The sequence below is a fragment of the Nonomuraea sp. ATR24 genome (genome assembly GCF_041950485.1).
Classification (GTDB): Bacteria; Actinomycetota; Actinomycetes; order Streptosporangiales; family Streptosporangiaceae; genus Nonomuraea; species Nonomuraea ceibae.
This window is the reverse complement of record NZ_JBGNUU010000010.1, coordinates 136,352-153,795: the sequence shown is the minus strand read 5'-3', so window position 1 is coordinate 153,795 and position 17,444 is coordinate 136,352. Positions and strand designations below refer to the sequence as shown.

Here is a 17,444-nt window from a genome sequence, read left to right as displayed (position 1 = left end):
CTCGCATGAGCGCACTGGCCCTGCGGACCGGCCACGTCGGCCTGAACGTGACCGACCTGGCCCGCTCCACCGCCTTCTACCGCCAGGTCCTGGAGCTGGAGGTCTACAACGAGCAGACCGACGGCGACCGCCGCTACGCCCTCCTCGGCCGCGACGGCGCCCTGATGGTCACGCTGTGGCAGCAGAGCGACGGCGCGTTCCCCGCCGACCGGCCCGGCCTGCACCACCTGTCGTTCCAGGCCCCCGACATCGAGGCGGTCCACCGCGCCGAGGCCGTCCTGCGCGGGCTCGGCGTGCAGCCGCTGCACGACGGCGTCGTCCCGCACGGCGAAGGCGCCTCGTCCGGCGGCGTGTTCTTCACCGACCCGGACGGCATCCGCCTGGAGATCTACGCCCCCTCCGGCGCCGACACCGCACCCGCGCCCACCAAGGGCGCGCCGACGTGCGGCTTCTTCTAGAACCCAGCGGCCAGGAAAGGAGCCGACCGTGCTCCACCACGGCGAACACGTGGTGCAACGCCGGGCCGGGCTGACCACCGACGGATGGGGATCGGCGGGTGTCGGCGCGGCCGTCCCGCCGGTCGCCGCGAACTTCCTCCGCGAGCAGCGGCTGGTCGTGATCGCGGCCGCCGACGACACCGGCGCGGCCTGGGCAGGGCTGATCACCGGCCCGCCGGGGTTCGTCACCGCCCCGGACGACCGGACCGTCGTCACCGACCGGCTGCCCGGCGCGGGCGATCCGCTCGCCGGCCTGTTCGACACCGAACGCGACCTCGGCATGCTCGTCATCGAGCCCTCCGGGCGGCGCAGGATGCGGGTCAACGGCCGGGCCCGCAGGGACGGCGACCGGCTCGTCACCAGCACCCACCAGGTGTACGCGAACTGTCCGAAGTACATCCAGACGCGTACGTACCTCGACGAGCTGCCCTCGCCGGGCCGGGCGGCGGCCGTCACCGGCGAGCTGACCGATCACCAGCGGCGGTGGATCGCCGGGGCCGACACCTTCTTCGTCGCCACCTACGCGGCAGGGCAGGGCGCCGACGCCTCGCACCGGGGCGGGAACCCCCGGTTCGTCACCGTGACCGGCGACGGGCGGCTCACCTGGCCCGACTACACGGGCAACTCCATGTTCATGACGCTGGGCAACCTCGCCGTCGAACCCCGCTGCGGGCTGCTGTTCCTCGACTGGGAGAACGGCGACACACTGCAGCTGACCGGCCGGGCCCGCGTCGACTGGGACCCCGGCCGGGCCGCGGCCGTGCCCGGCGCCCACCGGCTCGTCGACTTCGAGGTCGAGCGGGCCGTCCAGATCACCGGAGGGCTTCCGCAACGCTGGTCGTTCGGCGGCTACTCGCGGTTCAACCCGGCCCAGGCCGCCGAGAGGAGGGCGTGATGCGGGTCCGCGTCGACGACGCCCTGTGCCAGATCCACGCCCAGTGCGTGTTCGCCGCGCCGGAGGTGTTCAGCCTCGACGCCGATGACGAGCTGGTCTACGACGCGGAGCCCGGCGACGCGTACTGGCCCGCCGTCGAGGAGGCGGCGCGTGCCTGTCCCGTCCAGGCGATCACGCTCGAAGAAGACTGACCGAGGAGAGAGCTCATGACCGTTCCGCCCTTCACCGAAGAGAGCGCCCGCGCCAGGGTTCAGGCCGCCGAGGACGCTTGGAACACCCGTGACCCGCGCCGCGTGTCCCTCGCCTACACACCCGACTCGGTCTGGCGCAACCGGGACGAGTTCGTCACCGGCAGGGAGGAGATTGTCGGCTTCCTGACCCGCAAGTGGGCCAGGGAGCTGGACTACGCGCTGCGCAAGGAGCTGTGGGCCTTCACCGCCGACCGGATCGCCGTCCGTTTCCAGTATGAGTGGAGCGACGCGGCCGGGGGATGGTGGCGCAGTTACGGTAACGAGCTGTGGGAGTTCGACGCGAGCGGGCTGATGCGGCGGCGCGAGGCCAGCATCAACGACCTGCCGATCGCCGCCGGCGAGCGCCGGATCTTCGGGCCGCGCGGGGAGGATGAGCGGGGCGTGCCCCTGCCGCTCGCCTGACAAAGAGGGAAATAGCCGGTATTTCCTCCTGGTTAACTCTCGTACAGCGATGATCACGAGAGTCAGGAGACGCGATGACCTCACCGGGCGATCCGTTCAACGCGGGCGGCGACCAGGAGCTCGGCCGGCTGCTGGACCAGTTCCGGCAGGACGTGGCCGCGATCGAGCGGCTGAGCGGCCGGATGGCCGCCGTCAAGGGACGGGGGGAGGCCGCCGAGGGCCGGGTGGTGGCCGAGGTGACACAGACGGGGGCGCTGACCGGGCTCACCATCGACCCGCGCGCCATGCGGCTCGGCTCCGCGGAGCTGGCGGCGGCGGTACTCGAAGCGGCGGGCCGGGCCGCCCGCGACGCCGAGCGGGAGGCGGGCGACCTGGTGGCCCCCTTCATCGCCGAGACCGTGCTGGACGGCGCGGGCCCGAGCGGCGACCGGCCGGGCGCCGGGGGCGACCGCGGGCGGCGGCCTTGAGGATCAACCCGGGCCGCGCGAGCATCTACGGGTTCGGCGCGCTGGGCATCGCCGGGTTCGTCTTCAAGATGCTCGCCGTGGACTACCCGACCGGCGACCCGGCCAAGGCCCGCCAGGCCGCCGAGGTGTGGGCCAGGCTGGCCGAACGCGTCGAGCGGAGCCCGGACAAGACGTTCGCCGCCGCGGAGACGGTGTGGAGGCAGAACAGCGGGGCCGGGGTCGACGCCTTCAAGAAGGCGGTCACCGCCGGCCTCTATCCACAGCCGCCCACGGCCGGCTACGCCGCCAGGCTCGCCCAGCGCTGCCGGCAGAACAGCCAGGCGTGCGCCGAGTACGCGGAGGTCATCGAGACCGCGCGGCACACGTACTGGACGCTGGCGCTGGCCAACTTCGCCAGCTTCATCTTCATCACCACCTTCCCCTGGCAGGCGGGGACGGCGTACCAGATCAGCCAGTTCCTCATGCGCCGGGCGCAGGCGGGCATGCTGGCCAAGCTGCTGGAGCACAGCGTCGCCAGAATCGTGCTGGCCAAGCTGACGGAGTACACGATCGGCAGCACCTTCTTCGCCGTCGGGGACGTGGCCGTGGTCGCGGGCGTGAAGGCGCTGCGCGGGGAGGACCCCGGCTCGCTGGAGCAGAACGCCACGCAGGCGCTCAAGGAGTTCGCCGCCTCGGTCGCCTTCTACGGTGCGTTCGACGCCGCGATGCCCCTGGCCGGCAGGATCAGCCAGAATCCCGACGTCCGCTACTTCCTGAGCCGGGTGGCCGGCGGCTCCATCGGATACGGCCCCTCGTACGACGCCATGAACGGCCAGGAGGGCGCCGAGCTGATCCCGACGTGGAAGGAGACGCTGGGCCGGCTGCTCCTCTACTTCACGATGGCGCACAAACCCGCGAGCTGAGGAGGACGGCATGGACATCCACAAGCACGTGATGCGCTCGGCGGCGCACGCGTTCGACGTCGAGCGGGACGAGCTCGGACGGTTCGTCGGCGAGGCGGCCAGGGACCTGGAGGCGATCGGCGCGTTCTGGGGTGACGACGACCTGGGCGCCACGTTCCTCAAGGGGGAGGGTGGCGCGTCGGGGTACGAGGCGGTGACCGGGCAGATCCAGGAGGGGGTGGCGAACTTCCTGACCGGGCACGGGGAGATCGCCCGGCGGCTGCGCCTGATGAGGGACAACGTCGAGGTGGGGGACTGGAACCAGGTCGCCCTGATCCTGTCGAAGCTCCCGCCCGGCGATCCGGACCGGCCGATCTGGGGGGCGAGCTGATGTTTCGGTAGCCGTACGAAATTTTCATCGGGACAATTGCGCAGGTTAGCCGGGATCTCGGCATCGTGACGAGTGGGCGGCATTGACAGCTTGACAAATTCGAGCCGATACTTTCGCCAACTCGCCGATAGTTTCGAGGAGGAAGCGCGCACATGAACGAGCCCCCCGCACCCCCGAAACGCCGCGGACCCGTCAGGCGGTTCGTCGCCCGCTCCTGCGCCGTGGCGGTGGCCGTGGCCACGGCGATGCTCCCCGGCGTCGCCCACGCGGCCATCACGACCAACCAGACGGGCACCAACAACGGCTACTTCTACTCGTTCTGGACCGACAGCAACGGGACCGTCTCCATGGAGCTGGGCTCCGGCGGCAACTACAGCACCTCGTGGCGCAACACCGGCAACTTCGTCGCGGGCAAGGGCTGGAGCACCGGCGGACGCCGCACCGTCAGCTACTCGGGCAGCTTCAACCCGTCAGGCAACGCCTACCTGACCCTCTACGGCTGGACGAGGAACCCGCTCGTCGAGTACTACATCGTCGACAACTGGGGCACCTACCGGCCCACGGGCACGTACAAGGGCACGGTCACCAGCGACGGCGGCACGTACGACATCTACCAGACGACCCGCTACAACGCCCCGTCGATCGAGGGGACCAGGACGTTCAACCAGTACTGGAGCGTCCGGCAGTCGAAGAAGACCGGCGGCACCATCACCTCGGGCAACCACTTCGACGCCTGGGCCAGGCACGGCATGAACCTGGGCGGCCATGACTACATGATCATGGCGACCGAGGGCTACCAGAGCAGCGGCAACTCCAACATCACCGTGGGCGGCACCACCGGCGGCGGCGACGGGGGCAACGGGAGCGGCGGGTGCTCGGCGACGCTGTCGGCGGGCCAGCAGTGGAGCGACCGCTACAACCTGAACGTCGCGGTCAGCGGCTCCGGCAACTGGACCGTGACGATGAACGTGCCCTCCCCGGCGAAGGTCCTGTCCACCTGGAACGTCAGCGCCAGTTATCCCAGCTCCCAGGTGCTCACCGCCAGGCCGAACGGCAACGGCAACAACTGGGGCGTGACCATCCAGCACAACGGCAACTGGAACTGGCCGACGGTCTCCTGCAGCGCGGGCTGACCCCGGGGAACGCGAAGGCGCGGCGGCCGGGGCCGCCGCGCCGATGCCGGCTCAGCCGCAGGTGTTGGCGCGGATCGAGACGACGGGCCAGGGGGTGATGGAGGTGTGCGAGGTCTGCCCGACCGGCACACAGGGGCCGACGACGAGGATGGGGCCGGCGAGCGGCGAAGCGTGCTTCTGCAGGACGACGACCTGGTGCATGCCGGTGCCGGAGGAGCAGAAGCTGCTCGCCGAGCCGGCGCCGTACTGGGTGGTGCATCCCGTAGGCGCCGCGGCGGCGGGGGAGGCGAGGAGGACGGCCGGGCCGAAGGCCAGGGCTGCGGCGCCCGCCAGAATGGCGGCACGATGACGAAGGCTCATACGAGTCTCCAGGGGTGGGGGGTTTTACTTTTAGGAAAGTTTCCTAAAAGTGAGGCTAGATCGCTGTTTCCCCCACCGTCAAGACAGCCGTTTGCCCGTCAACCACGACATTTCCCATCTTGCTTCGCACGCCCTGCCGACCCGGCATGATCTAACTCGGCCGGATGACCGATGGGAGCGATGTGAAGAGAAGATTGACCCTGCTGGCGACCGCCTTCGTCACGGTCGCGGCAGTCTTACCCGTTCAGGCCGCCGGAGCGAGCCCCCAGCAGCCGCCCCAGGCGATCACCTGGACGCCGTGCGAGGAGGAGCCCGCCGCCGAGTGCGGCAAGCTGGCCGTCCCGATCGACTGGTCACAGCCCGACGGCCCCACCGTCGAGCTCGCCCTGGCCAGGCGCAAGGCCACCGACCCCGCCGCCCGCATCGGCTCACTGGTGATCAACCCCGGCGGCCCCGGCGGCTCCGGCGTCGAAGCCGCCTACGGCGCCCCCGGCTTCTTCACCCCCGAACTGCAGCGGCACTTCGACATCGTCGGGTTCGACCCGCGCGGCGTCGGCCGCAGCAACCCCGTGGTCTGCTCGGCGTCCGTCTACAACGAGATGCCGTACGCCGTCATGACCAGCCAGGCCGACTTCGACAGGTGGACCGCCTACAACGAGCGGCTGCGCGCCGACTGCCGCGCCCGCACCGGCCCCCTGTACGACCACGTCGACTCCGTCAGCGTGGCCCGCGACCTGGACGCCATCCGCGCCGCACTCGGCGAGGAGAAGCTCACCTACTACGGGATCTCGTACGGCACGCTGATCGGCCAGATGTACGCCGAGCTGTTCCCCGGCCGGATCCGCGCGCTCGCCCTCGACAGCAACATGGACCACAGCCTGCGCGTCAAGCAGTTCCTCGACAGCGAGGCCGCCGCCGTCGAGGACGCCTTCGACCAGTTCGTCGGCTGGTGCGACCAGGAGCCGAGCTGCGCCCTGCACGGCCAGGACGTCCGCGCGATCTGGAAGGACCTGCTGGCCAAGGCCCGGCGCGGCGAGCTCTACTACCCCGGGGTGCCCGACCGGCCGATGACCGAGCTGCAGGTGCTGTGGCAGGGCGTCCTCGGCACCGAAGGCCCCGCCTGGCAGCTCCTCGCCCAGATGATCAACGCGCTCAACGGCGGCACCCCGCCCGACTGGGTGCCCCCGCTGCCCGGCCGCCAGCCCGTGCAGGGCGAACTCGCCCACCTGCCGACCGTCATCCTGTGCCAGGACTACAGTCTGCGGGTGCGCAACTACCGCGAATACGCCGCACTGCTGCGCAGTTCCGCCCGCCGGGCCCCCGACATGCGCTTCAACCCGATGCCGATCGAGGACCTGCCCGTCTGCCTCAACCACCCCACCAACAACCCGCAGCACCGGCTGCGCTACAAGGGCAGCGCGCCGCTGCTGCTCGGCAACTCGCTGCACGACCCGTCCACCCCGTACGGCTGGTCGGCCAACGTCGCCAGGCAGCTCGGCCGCAAGGCGGTGCTGCTCACCTACGAAGGCTGGGGCCACCGCATCTACGGCAAGGACGAGTGCAGCACGGTGCCCATCGACAACTACCTGATCTCGCTGACCGTGCCCCCGCACGGCTACCGCTGCCCCGTCGGCGGCCGGGTCGAGAACACGCTCAAGCGGCAGGCCGAACTCTGGCCCACCGACGGCCTCCCCTGGTCGTCGCTGCCCCGCTGACCCCGTGGCCGGGCCCGGAAACCACCCCGGGCCCGGCCCTCAGTGCACTGTCCTGCGCGCCTCGTACCAGGTGGCGCCCACCGGCTCGCCCGCCAGGTTCCAGCTCCACGACACCACGGGCGTGATGCCGAGGTAGAAGCCGGGCCCCACCATGCCGACCCGTTCCACCGGCTCCCCGGCCCGGCCGTAGACGCGCACCCCCCGAGCGACGAACGGCTCCATCGACACCAGGTCGTCGACCACCACCGCCACCAGGTGGTTGCCCGCCCTGACGTTGCGGAACTTGCGCGTCTCCAGCACCGACGCGCCCGACCCGCCGACCCAGAACCGCTCGCCGTCGAACTCGAACGCGACCGGCACCACGTCCGGCTGCCCGCCCGGTCCCAGCGTCGCGATCCGCGCCAGCGGCTGCGACCGCAGGTACGCGATCTCCTCCTCGGTGAACGCCATGACGCTCCTCCTTTCTGTCACGCCCTTCCCCTTGCCGGGAAGCCGTACGTGACGCCAGACTGCGGCGTGGCCATCGAAGACCAAGACTGGTGGAAGACGCTGGAGCGCGCCCTGGAGATCGTGGAGCGCGACGTCCGCGCGGCGGACCTCACCGGCGCCCTCCGGCTGATCCCGAGGGGCTGGAGCGTTGGCGCGCAGGTGCAGTACGACGGCTGCTATCACGGTGAGGGCCTGTATCCCGAGGATGGCGGCGACCTCGTGAGCGCGATCGTGAACGTCGCCGACTCCACCCAGGAAACGATCATGGAGCTGATCTGGCAGGTCTGGCCCGTCTGCGTGCCCCATGATCGCGGCGCGCACGCCGGATGGGAGGACGGGGCCGCCGTGTGGAAGTGCGCCGCCGGCGGCTCGCACGTCCTCGCGCGGATCGGTGAGCTGCCTAGCTAGGGGCGGGGGCGCATTCCGGCGAAGAGGGCTTCGAGCACCCGGTCGACGTACTCGTGCGTCACCGGCTCCTGCGTGACCATGAGGGTGAAGAACAGCGGCCCCGTCAGGATCGACATGGCCAGGTCCAGGTCGAACTCGGGGGCGAGCTGCCCCTGCTCCCTGGCCTTGGTGAGCCGGGCGACGGTCTTGGCCTCCTGCGGCTTGGCGAAGCGCTCGTTCAGCTCGGCGGCGACGGCCGGGTTGTGCTGGGCCTCGCCGATCAGTGACTGGAAGAGCGGCCCGAACGGGGGGCGGCCGAGCAGGTCGACGGCATGGTGGATCTGTGTGCGGAGGTCGGCCATGACGTCGCCGGTGTCGGGGTAGTCGAGGTCCGGCTGTTGCGGTGACAGGACCGCGTCCAGGAACAGGGCGCCCTTGGACGGCCAGCGGCGGTAGATCGTGTGCTTGCCGACGCCGGCGCGGGCCGCGACCCCTTCGATGCTGAGCTTGGCGTAGCCGATCTCCTGGGCCAGCTCGAGCGTGGTGCGCCTGATGGCCTCGGTCCGGTCGTCGGCCCGGGTGCGTGGGGTGTCCGTCATGTGGACAGCCTAGTAGAACGGCACGTGCCGTTGGCGGGGTTGCGGGCGTTCGGGGTCAGGCCCGTGCGGTGATCCGCTCGGTGCTCCGGATCACCGCCCGGACGGGCTCCCGGTCGCCGGTCGTGGACCGGACGAGCACCCGGCCGTTGTCGATCTTCACGTCCCAGCGCGGCTCCTCGACCGTCGCGGGCCCGCGCACCACCTTGCCGTCGGCGAGCCGGAACGTGCTGCCGTGCCACGGGCACCGGATGCAGCCGTCGCCGACGATCGTGCCCTCGTCCAGCGGCCCGCCGGCGTGCGTGCAGGTGGCCGAGAGCGCGTGCAGCGTCCCGTCGTGCTGGACGAGCAGCACAGCGACCCCGTCCGCCGTGACGCGGTGCGCCCGGCCGTCGCTCACCTCGGCCACCGCCGCGACGTCGGTCCAGTCGGTGACGGGCTGCTGGAACGCGGTGTGGTTGACGCCGACGCCCTGCACGAACGACAGGCGCCCGCCCAGGTACGCGCCGATCGACGTCATGGCCAGGCCCGCGCCGCTCAGCAGCATCCCGGCCCGCCGCTGCCCGCGCCCGCGCGCGACCCAGGAGGCCGCCTGGAGCGCGGTCGCCGTCACGTTGCACAGCGCGTGCACGAGCCCGGTCCGCTGCTCGGGCCCGTAGGTCTCCGACCAGTCGGACGCCCCCGCCGCCGCGGCGGGCACCGTGGCGATCAGCCCGACGCCGACCAGGCGGCGCGCCGACTCGGCCCCGGCCTCGCCTCCGGCCACGTCCAGGAAGGAGGCCATGGTCCAGGCGCCGATGGGCAGGTCCGTAAGAACGGGGTGCAGCGAGTGGCCCAGCCAGGTGCCCGACAGCGCGTTCTTGATCGCGTCGGGGCGTGTCAGCCGTCCGACCAGGCCCGCGAGCTTGTTCGATGCGCCGTCGAGCGCACTCCAGTCCTCGACTTTTTTGCTCATGACGGCTGGCTTCCCCAGGCCGGGTGACTCATGCCTGGGGGAGCCCGACGCGCTACGGCCGCTCGGCGCGCAGCCGGTCGACGGCGGCCGTCGCGTGCACCGCGTACTCGCCGAGAAGCTCGGAGTGGGCCTGTTCGAGGCCGAGGATGACGGCGCCGAGCACGGTGGCCAGCGCGCCGACGACGCTGCTGGAGATCGCCACGAACTCGTGCAGCGGCCGGGCCGCCGCCTGCACCGCCTCGACGACCTCGGGAGCGTCGCCGATCTCGCCGCCGATCACCACCAGGTCGGGGTCGACGACCGCCGCAAGCGCGGCGCACGCCCTGGCGACGTCCAGCACGTACGCGTCGAGCACGGCCTTGGCCTCGGCCGAGCCGGCCGCGACGTCGGCCAGGATCGCCTTGACCACCTCGCCGACGGAGGCCGCGCCGGGAGCCTGCGAACGGTAGGAGTCGACCAGGCGGGAGGCCGCCAGCCGCTCCTCCATCGCGTGGCGCGAGGTCTGCTCGGCGCCGTCGGCCCACGGGAACGGCAGCCGCGACAGCTCGCCCGCCGCGCCGTGCGCGCCGCGCACCAGGCGGCCCTCGTTGATGAGCCCCGCGCCGACGCCCACGCCGAGCTGCAGGTAGGCCAGGCTCGGCACGTCGGCCCCGGCGCCGATCCGCATCTCGGCCACCGCCGAGCAGTTGACGTTGTTCTCCAGCCGCACCGGGCCGTCGAAGTGGTCGGTGAGCGCGTCGAGCAGCGTGGCGACGGCGCCCTTCTCCTGTCCGGCGGAGGCGGGCACCTGGCTGCGGCGGGCGTCGATGATCTGCGGCAGCGCGATCGTCACGGCCCGCAGCCGGTCGCGTCCGGCGCACCAGTCGGCGAGCTGCCGGGCCGCCCGTTCCATGACGTGCGGCGACGGCTCGCGGCGGCGGGCCTCGCCGGGGCGGACCGGCTCGGAGATGGACACGTGCGTGGTGCGCGCCCCGGCGAGGTCGACGGCCATCAGCTCGACGTGGGAGCTGCCCAGGTCGACGCCGAGCGCCCAGCCGACCTCGTCGGCCGCCTCGAACAGCACGGCCGGCTTGCCCGTCGCCGGGACGTGCCTGCCGTTGCGGCGCAGGTAGCCGGCCTCCTCCAGGGCGCTGACGGCGTCGTTGACGCTCGGCTTCGACAGGCCGGTGGCGGCGAGCAGCCGGGGCCGGGTGGTCGAGCCGTGGCCGAGCGTGTGACTCAGGACGTGGCGCTGGGTCGGGGGGAGTTCCGGCGAACGCATGTGGTCATCCAATCGGAGTCACGCCTGTCTTGTCAGGGCGCGTACGGCGGCGGCGGAACTCGCCCGGGAGGCGCCGAAGGTCCGGACCACGCCGGTGGCGCGCGGGTAGTCCGTCCCCGGGTAGCCCATGTCGACGACGACCAGGCGTGGCGCGTCCAGCCGGTCGAAGACCTCGGCGCTGGCGGGATGGCGGGGCAGGTCCCGTACGACGGCCACGACGACGTCGGACGGCCCGAGGCCCGGCAGGTCGGGCGGGTCGCTGATCGGCGGGGTCAGGACGTGGTCGGCGAACGCGACGCCGGCCGCGCGCAGCTCCGGCCCGATGCCCCACGGGACGGGCCCGGCCGCGATGGAGGTCCGGTCGTCGAACGTGACGACGTGCACAGTGCCACCCGTGCTGCCGGTGCCGCCCGTGCTGCCCGTGATCGACGCGTCGCCCTCGACGGTGGTCGCCCCCCAGGCCGCCGCCAGCCCGGCCGCGCGCTCGGCGGCGGTGTCGGCGGCGCCGGGCACGCCGACCGTGCCGGGGTAGGCGCGGGCCATCGCGGCGACCCGCCGGTTGGCCTCCTCCAGCCGCTCGGCGGGCAGCTCGCCGGACCGCACGGCGGCGACGATCGCGTCGACGACGGCGGTGGTCGCCTCCTCGTACTGCTCGGCCCCGAGACACAGCACGTCGACGCCGGCGCGCAGCGCGCCCACGGCGGCGGCGGGCAGCGACGAGGCGTGGTTCAGCACGCCGTGCATCTCCAGCGCGTCGGAGATGACGACGCCGTCGTAGCCGATCTCGTCCCGCAGCAGGCGGCTGATCACGGCGGGGCTGAGCGTCGTGGGCGCCGAGGGGTCGAGGCAGTCGACCACCACGTGCGCGGTCATCATGCTCGCCACGCCGGAGGCGGCCGCGCTGACGAAGGTGCGCAGGTGCTCGTCGTCGAACTCGGCCCGCCCGGCGGTCACCCGGCCGAGCGACAGGTGCGAGTCCAGCAGCGAGCCGCCGAGCCCCGGGTAGTGCTTGACGCACGCCGCCACGCCCGCCTCCTGCAGGCCCTCGATCCAGGCGGCGGCGTGCTCGGCGTTGTCACGCGGGCTGCGGCCGTAGGAGCGGGTGGTCAGCGGGCTGAGCGGGTCGGTCACGTAGTCGCCGATCGGCGCCAGGTTGTAGTTGACGCCGAGGTCGCGCAGCTCGGCGCCGATGCCGCGGCCCACCGCCCGGGTGGCGTCCAGGTCGCCGTTCTCGCTCAGCACCCGGTTGCCGGGGTAGGGGCTGCCCTCGTCGTGGTGGATGCGGGTGACGTCGCCGCCCTCCTCGTCGATCCCCACGACGGCGTCCGGCCGGGCCTCGCGGATCTGCCGGACCAGCTCCGCCACCTGCTGCGGCGACACGATGTTGCGGCCGAACAGGATGACGCCCGCCATCCCCTCGCGCAGCCGGTCGAGCAGCCACGGCGGAGCGGTGGTGCCCTCGAACGCGGGCAGCACGGTGCCGAGGGCGAGTTGCCGCAGGTCTGATGTCATGCGAATTGCTCCTCATATGCCAGGTGGGCGAGCCGGACGGCCCCGAAGACCGGCTCGGTGCCGAGGACCGACAGCGGCAGCGTGACGCCCTGCTCGACCAGCGCTTCGGCGAACGCGGACCGGAACGACGGCTGCTTGACCATGACCGCGCCCGCGCCGACGACGGCGTCCGCGCGGACCCCGAGGCGCAGCGCGGCCGCGACGTTGCCGGCGAGCCGCTGGGCGTTGCCCACGATGGCCCGCCGCGCGCTGGGGGAGCCGGCCTCCGCGCAGGCGAAGACGCTCTCGGCGAGCTCGCCCAGCTCCTCGCGCACGCCCTCCAGCGCTCCGGGGAGGCGGCGGTCCTCGATGACGTCGAACGCGCCGGCGACGAACGTGCGGAACACCCGGTCGCCCTCGCCGCGGTCCAGGCTCTCGGCGTACAGCCGCAGGGCGTCGATGACGATGCGCGGCGCGCTCCCGTGGTCGCCGAGCAGCCAGCCCCACCCGTCGGTGAGGATCGTGACGCCGTCGGGGGTCCGGCCGCCGACGACGGCCCCGGTTCCCGCGATCACCGACACGGCATGGTCGTACCCGCCTGCCAGGCCGACCAGCAGGGCGTCGTTGCAGACCCGTACGGTGACGCCGGGGCCGAACTCTGCGGCCACGGCGGCGTGCAGCTCCCTGGTCAGCGCCTCGGAGTCGCAGCCGCGGGCGCCGACGCCGACGGCGGCGAGCCGGTGGCTCGCGGGCGTCACCTGGCCGGCGGCGGAGCGGATCAGCGCGGCGCGCCCGGCCGTGGACAGGTCGTTCCAGTCGGTGTTGGGCAGGGTCTGACCGGCGAGGTGCTCGCCGGTGACGGCGTCCTCGACGTGGACGCGCAGGTACGAGCCGCCGATGTCGAGGCCCGCGACGCCGGGGCGCGGCTGGGGGGCCACGCTCACGCGGTCGTCTCCACCTTCGTGTCGAGGCGGGTGAACACCGCGTCCTCGGGGCGCCGGCCGGTGGCCGCGCAGGCCTCCTGGACGACCATCTGGCAGATGACGGTGGCCGCGATGGACAGCTCGGCGCCGCTCATCCCGGGCAGGTGGATCTGGTGCAGCGGGCCGGGGCCGTCGTAGGCGATCGGCTCGGCGCCGATGAGGTGCACGGTGGCGCCGTGGTCGGCGAGCTGGCGGGCGAGCAGCGCCTCGCTGCCGCAGTCGACGATCACGTGGACGGTGCCCGGCCGGGCGCTGTCCATGAATCCGTGCAGGTAGGAGCGGGTGTCGAAGCTGGAGGCAGGCAGTGCGACGCCTTCGCGGAACAGCAGCGAGGCGCCCTCGGCCGCCGCCAGCCCCGCTCCGGAGGAGACCACGTCGAGGTGGCCGGCGCGCACCAGGTCGGCGGCGATGCGCCCGGCTGCCGCGCGCTGCCCGTCGATCACCGCGGCCAGCCGCTCGCCGAACGAGCGCCAGCGCGGCTCGTCGACGCCGCCGGTCAGGTGCTCGGCCAGCATGGCCAGGGCGAGCGCGGTGGCCGTGTAGCCGACGGTGGACACGCGGGAGTCGGCGACGCCGCCCAGCCACAGGTGCCGGGGGGCCAGCTCGGACACCGGCGAGGGCGTCCGGTTGACGACGCTCATCCGCGACTCCTCGGGGGCCAGTGACAGCGCGCGCACGATCTCGACGCTGCGTCCCGACTGGGAGACCCCCAGGTACGTCGTCTCCGGGCGCACCTGGTCGGCGGTGAAATCGGCTCCAGTCAGCAGCTCGCACGCCACGCCGCGCGCGGTGAGCCCGGCGACCAGCACGTGCGCGGCGGCGCGGCTGGCCCCGATCGCGAAGGCGACGAGGCGGGTGACGTCGCCGTGACGGTCAAGCTGCCCCGGCAGAGCCCCGGCGAGGTCCGCCAACGACTCGGGCTGGCTGCGAAAGGCCTCGTCAAAGGAGTTCCACGGGAAAACTGTTGCTGTAGCCATGTTAGTAAGGTAGCTTACCTTACTCAGGATCGTCAAAGGAGTACGAATCCTGTGGAGGTGTACCCGAATGCATGATCGTCCGTCGCAGCCCCAGCCGACCCGCCGTTCGGTCCTGGCGTTCCTGGCGCTGTCCCCCGTCGCCGGCGCGCTCGCCGCCGGCTGTGCCACATCCGGCGGAAAGCAGGCGCCCGCCGCGTCCCCGACGGGCCGTGCCGTCGCGGGCAATCCGTTCGGGGTGGCCGCCGGCACGCCCGTCGAGGTCGTGCTCTTCGACGGCGGCTACGGCCAGGCATACATCAAGCTGCCCGTCGAGCTCTACCAGAAGAAGCATCCCAAGACCGAGGTCAAGCAGACCTCCACCCAGCAGATCCAGCAGACGCTGCAGCCCCGCTTCGTCGCCGGCAACCCGCCGGACGTCGTCAACAACTCCGGCTCCAACGCCATCGACTACGGCGCGCTCGTCGGCGACAAGGCCCTGCTGTCGCTGGCCCCGCTGCTGGACGCGCCCTCTTGGAGCGATCCAGCCGTGCCCGTGCGCGACACCCTGCGCCCCGGCGTGGTCGAGGTCGGCACGCACGACGGCCAGTTCGTCGTCCTCAACTACTCCTACGGCGCCTACGGTGCCTGGTACAGCGCCTCCCTGTTCGAGGAGAAGGGCTGGACCTACCCGCAGACCTGGGACGACTACCTCGGGCTGTGCGACAAGATGGCCACCGCCGGCATCGCCCCCTGGACCTACCCCGGCCAGTTCCCGTACTACATGTTCTGGTGGCTGGCCTCGATGATCTACAAGGTCGCGGGCAAGGAAGTCATCGACAAGATCAACAACTTCGAGAAGGACGCCTGGACCGACGAGCGGGCCGTCGCCGCGCTCAAGGCGTTCGAGGCCATCCCCGCCAACGGCTGGGTGCTCAAGGGCAGCTCGGGCCTCAACCACACCGACGCCCAGATGCAGTTCCTCCAGGGCAAGGCCGGATTCGTCCCCGGCGGCTCCTGGCTGGAGAAGGAGATGGGCGACAGCGTCCCGGCCGGCTTCGACATGTCGATCTGCCGCGTCCCGTCGATCACCGACGCCGACGACCGGCCGTTCGGCGCCCTGTGCGCCAAGGCGGGCGAGCCGTACATCGTGCCGCGTGACGCCGCCAACTCCGCCGGCGGCCTGGAGTTCCTGCGCGCGATGCTCTCGAACGAGGGCGGCTCCAACTTCATCGCCCAGGCCGGCGCGCTCTCCTCCAACCGCAACGCCACGCTGCCCGCCGATGCCAAGCACGGCCTCGTCTCCATCAACGACGCGCTCAAGGAGGCCGGCGACAACATCTTCGGCCTGACCGTCGACACCCGTAACAGCCGCCTGTGGAACGACATCGCCAAGGTGATGGGCCGGTTCATGAACGGCGACGTGAAGGCCGACCAGCTCGCCAAGGAAGCGCAGCGCCTCACCGACGCGGCCCGGAACTGAGATGCGAAACCGGCACCAGCGCCGTGTGATCGTCGGCTTCCTCGCCGCGCCGCTCATCCTCTACACGGTGTTCGTGGCCTCGCCGTACGTGCAGGCGTTCTACATCGCCATCACCGACTGGCGGGGCCTGTCGGCCGAGTTCGACGTGATCGGCCTGGCCAACTTCGCCGAGCTCTTCGGCGACCCGGTCTTCTGGAAGGCGCTCGGCAACAACCTGATCCTCCTGATCACGCTGCCGCTCGTCACGATCGGGCTGGCGCTGTTCCTGGCGTTCATGCTGAACGCCGCGGGCGGCCCCCGCAGCGGGGAGATCCGCGGTGTCCGGGGCGCCACGTTCTACCGGGTCGTGTTCTTCTTCCCGTACGTGCTGTCGATCGCGATCATCGGCGTGCTGTGGATGAACATCTACAACCCGATCAACGGCCTGCTCAACGGCGGGCTGCGCGCGATCGGGCTCGGGCACGTGCAGCCGTCGTGGCTCGGCGACGAGAGACTGGCCTTCTGGGCGGTGCTCGCCGTCCTCGTCTGGAACGGCGTCGGCTTCTACGTCGTCCTGTTCACCGCCGGCCTCAAGGCGATCCCCGCGTCGCTGCTGGAGGCCGCGGTGCTCGACGGCGCCTCCAGGAGCCAGGTCTTCTTCCGCATCACCGTGCCGCTCATCTGGGAGAACATCCGCACAGCGGCCGTCTACCTGGGGATCGCCGCACTGGACGCGTTCGCCATCGTGCAGATCATGACCGGCGGCGGGCCGAACGACTCCACCCAGGTGGGCTCGTTCTACCTCTACCAGAACGCGTTCTCCTACGGCCGGTTCGGCTACGCCTCGGCGATGGGCGTCGTGCTCTTCGTCGTCACCCTGGCCCTGTCCGCCTTCACGCTCCGCGCGACCCGCCGAGAGAGGATCGAATTCTGATGGCCGCCACCGGTGCGCGCAGGCCGCGAGGCAGATCCGCGGGCCCGACGATCGCCGTCGCCCAGGCGTTCCTCGTCCTGTGGGCCGTCGTGTCGACCGTGCCGCTGATCTGGGCCGTCGTCAGCTCGCTCAAGAGCGACCCGGAGATCGTCGCCGACCCGTGGTCGCTCCCCGAGGCCCTGCGCTGGGACAACTTCGCCCGCGCCTGGGACACCGCCTCCATCGGCACGTACTTCGGCAACACCGTGATCGTCGTCGGCGGCGGCGTCGTGCTGACGCTGCTGCTGTCGGCCATGGGCGCCTACGTGTTCGCGCGCTTCGACTTCCGCGTCAAGGGCGTGCTCTACTACTTCTTCATCGCCGGGATGACGTTCCCCGTCTTCATGGCGCTCGTCCCGCTGTTCTTCGTCGTGCAGAACCTCGGGCTCGGCAACTCGCTGCCCGGCCTCATCCTCGTGTACGCCGCGTACTCGCTGCCGTTCTCGATGTTCTTCCTGGTGGCGTTCTTCCGCACGCTGCCCGAGGAGGTCGCCGAGGCGGCCAAGCTCGACGGGTGCGGCGAGGTGGCCACGTTCTTCCGGGTGATGCTGCCGATGGCCAAGCCGGGGCTCATCAGCGTCGGCATCTTCAACTTCATCGGCCAGTGGAACCAGTATCTGATCCCGTTGGTGCTGGTCAGCGACGACAGCAAGTTCGTCCTGTCGCAGGGGCTGGCCAACCTCGCGGTCGAGCAGGGCTATGCCGGTGACCGTTCGGGCCTGTTCGCGGGCCTGACGATCGCGATGGCGCCGATCCTGATCGTCTACGTCCTCCTCCAGCGGCGCATCCAGGCCGGCATGACCGCGGGGGCGCTCAAGTAGACAGCGATCTTGACTCGAAGGGTCCGATGTATTTGCCGTAGGAGTCAAGCTGGGACCCCACCCTGTCTGCTGCATCACCCT

The 17,444-nt window shown here is 71.6% G+C and carries 21 protein-coding genes; 13 read left to right on the top strand and 8 right to left on the bottom strand.

The window, feature by feature from the left end; all coding sequences use genetic code 11:
• Nucleotides 1-5: 5 nt before the first annotated feature.
• From ACBI99_RS24550 to ACBI99_RS24515, 8 genes are all read left to right on the top strand, one after another.
• Nucleotides 6-458 (top strand): VOC family protein, encoded by a 453-nt coding sequence (locus ACBI99_RS24550; protein ID WP_357583450.1) that lies wholly within the window; start codon nucleotides 6-8, stop codon nucleotides 456-458.
• Between the two features lie 28 nt (nucleotides 459-486).
• On the top strand, nucleotides 487-1,392 hold the full coding sequence (locus tag ACBI99_RS24545; RefSeq protein ID WP_375073568.1) for a pyridoxamine 5'-phosphate oxidase family protein: 906 nt from the start codon (nucleotides 487-489) through the stop codon (nucleotides 1,390-1,392).
• Nucleotides 1,392-1,583, top strand: a complete 192-nt coding sequence (locus tag ACBI99_RS24540; protein ID WP_357583454.1) for a ferredoxin — start codon at nucleotides 1,392-1,394, stop codon at nucleotides 1,581-1,583. The genes ACBI99_RS24545 and ACBI99_RS24540 overlap by 1 nt, the downstream gene beginning before the upstream one ends.
• Before the next feature lie 15 nt (nucleotides 1,584-1,598).
• Nucleotides 1,599-2,045: a nuclear transport factor 2 family protein gene (locus ACBI99_RS24535; protein WP_357583456.1), complete on the top strand. Its 447-nt coding sequence runs from the start codon at nucleotides 1,599-1,601 to the stop codon at nucleotides 2,043-2,045.
• A gap of 74 nt (nucleotides 2,046-2,119) precedes the next feature.
• Nucleotides 2,120-2,512, top strand: coding sequence for a YbaB/EbfC family nucleoid-associated protein (locus ACBI99_RS24530; protein WP_357583458.1), 393 nt, complete (start codon nucleotides 2,120-2,122; stop codon nucleotides 2,510-2,512).
• On the top strand, nucleotides 2,509-3,414 hold the full coding sequence (locus ACBI99_RS24525; protein ID WP_357583460.1) for a hypothetical protein: 906 nt from the start codon (nucleotides 2,509-2,511) through the stop codon (nucleotides 3,412-3,414). Before ACBI99_RS24530 ends, ACBI99_RS24525 begins: the two co-directional genes overlap by 4 nt.
• A 10-nt stretch (nucleotides 3,415-3,424) precedes the next feature.
• Entirely contained in the window at nucleotides 3,425-3,784 is a 360-nt protein-coding gene (locus ACBI99_RS24520) for a hypothetical protein (RefSeq protein ID WP_219510326.1), read from the top strand.
• A gap of 152 nt (nucleotides 3,785-3,936) precedes the next feature.
• The gene (locus tag ACBI99_RS24515; protein WP_375073566.1) at nucleotides 3,937-4,917 is read left to right on the top strand and encodes a glycoside hydrolase family 11 protein; all 981 of its coding nucleotides are present in this window, start codon (nucleotides 3,937-3,939) and stop codon (nucleotides 4,915-4,917) included.
• A 51-nt stretch (nucleotides 4,918-4,968) separates the two neighbouring features.
• Here ACBI99_RS24515 and ACBI99_RS24510 read toward each other — a convergent pair whose 3' ends face one another.
• Complete coding sequence (locus ACBI99_RS24510; RefSeq protein ID WP_219510330.1) at nucleotides 4,969-5,277, bottom strand: hypothetical protein; 309 nt, start codon at nucleotides 5,275-5,277, stop codon at nucleotides 4,969-4,971.
• A 182-nt stretch (nucleotides 5,278-5,459) separates the two neighbouring features.
• On the opposite strand from ACBI99_RS24510, the gene ACBI99_RS24505 reads away from it, so the two are divergent.
• Nucleotides 5,460-6,992, top strand: coding sequence for an alpha/beta hydrolase (locus tag ACBI99_RS24505; RefSeq protein ID WP_357583466.1), 1,533 nt, complete (start codon nucleotides 5,460-5,462; stop codon nucleotides 6,990-6,992).
• Between the two features lie 39 nt (nucleotides 6,993-7,031).
• Here ACBI99_RS24505 and ACBI99_RS24500 read toward each other — a convergent pair whose 3' ends face one another.
• Entirely contained in the window at nucleotides 7,032-7,442 is a 411-nt protein-coding gene (locus ACBI99_RS24500; RefSeq protein WP_219510334.1) for a PPOX class F420-dependent oxidoreductase, read from the bottom strand.
• A 66-nt stretch (nucleotides 7,443-7,508) separates the two neighbouring features.
• On the opposite strand from ACBI99_RS24500, the gene ACBI99_RS24495 reads away from it, so the two are divergent.
• A complete protein-coding gene (locus ACBI99_RS24495; protein ID WP_375073565.1) occupies nucleotides 7,509-7,889 on the top strand; it encodes a hypothetical protein in 381 nt (126 codons plus the stop codon).
• Here ACBI99_RS24495 and ACBI99_RS24490 read toward each other — a convergent pair.
• Genes ACBI99_RS24490 through ACBI99_RS24465 form a run of 6 tightly spaced genes read right to left on the bottom strand, consistent with a single transcriptional unit; the run spans nucleotide 7,886 to nucleotide 14,065 of the window.
• The gene (locus ACBI99_RS24490; protein ID WP_375073564.1) at nucleotides 7,886-8,467 is read right to left on the bottom strand and encodes a TetR/AcrR family transcriptional regulator; all 582 of its coding nucleotides are present in this window, start codon (nucleotides 8,465-8,467) and stop codon (nucleotides 7,886-7,888) included. The genes ACBI99_RS24495 and ACBI99_RS24490 overlap by 4 nt on opposite strands.
• 55 nt (nucleotides 8,468-8,522) lie before the next feature.
• Nucleotides 8,523-9,419: a Rieske 2Fe-2S domain-containing protein gene (locus tag ACBI99_RS24485; protein ID WP_219510336.1), complete on the bottom strand. Its 897-nt coding sequence runs from the start codon at nucleotides 9,417-9,419 to the stop codon at nucleotides 8,523-8,525.
• A gap of 52 nt (nucleotides 9,420-9,471) precedes the next feature.
• Nucleotides 9,472-10,680 (bottom strand): ROK family transcriptional regulator, encoded by a 1,209-nt coding sequence (locus tag ACBI99_RS24480; RefSeq protein WP_357583470.1) that lies wholly within the window; start codon nucleotides 10,678-10,680, stop codon nucleotides 9,472-9,474.
• 18 nt (nucleotides 10,681-10,698) lie between these two features.
• Nucleotides 10,699-12,192, bottom strand: coding sequence for a glycoside hydrolase family 3 N-terminal domain-containing protein (locus tag ACBI99_RS24475; RefSeq protein WP_375073563.1), 1,494 nt, complete (start codon nucleotides 12,190-12,192; stop codon nucleotides 10,699-10,701).
• Complete coding sequence (locus ACBI99_RS24470) at nucleotides 12,189-13,115, bottom strand: BadF/BadG/BcrA/BcrD ATPase family protein (RefSeq protein WP_375073562.1); 927 nt, start codon at nucleotides 13,113-13,115, stop codon at nucleotides 12,189-12,191. The genes ACBI99_RS24475 and ACBI99_RS24470 overlap by 4 nt, the downstream gene beginning before the upstream one ends.
• Nucleotides 13,112-14,065, bottom strand: a complete 954-nt coding sequence (locus tag ACBI99_RS24465) for a hypothetical protein (RefSeq protein ID WP_375073561.1) — start codon at nucleotides 14,063-14,065, stop codon at nucleotides 13,112-13,114. Before ACBI99_RS24465 ends, ACBI99_RS24470 begins: the two co-directional genes overlap by 4 nt.
• Nucleotides 14,066-14,198: 133 nt before the next feature.
• On the opposite strand from ACBI99_RS24465, the gene ngcE reads away from it, so the two are divergent.
• From ngcE to ACBI99_RS24450, 3 genes are read left to right on the top strand one after another with little or no spacing between them, the layout of a single operon-like run.
• On the top strand, nucleotides 14,199-15,590 hold the full coding sequence (gene ngcE / locus ACBI99_RS24460; protein ID WP_357583478.1) for an N-acetylglucosamine/diacetylchitobiose ABC transporter substrate-binding protein: 1,392 nt from the start codon (nucleotides 14,199-14,201) through the stop codon (nucleotides 15,588-15,590).
• A gap of 25 nt (nucleotides 15,591-15,615) precedes the next feature.
• On the top strand, nucleotides 15,616-16,503 hold the full coding sequence (locus ACBI99_RS24455) for a sugar ABC transporter permease (RefSeq protein WP_308126015.1): 888 nt from the start codon (nucleotides 15,616-15,618) through the stop codon (nucleotides 16,501-16,503).
• Complete coding sequence (locus ACBI99_RS24450) at nucleotides 16,503-17,363, top strand: carbohydrate ABC transporter permease (protein WP_219510343.1); 861 nt, start codon at nucleotides 16,503-16,505, stop codon at nucleotides 17,361-17,363. The genes ACBI99_RS24455 and ACBI99_RS24450 overlap by 1 nt, the downstream gene beginning before the upstream one ends.
• The last annotated feature ends 81 nt before the right edge of the window (nucleotides 17,364-17,444 follow it).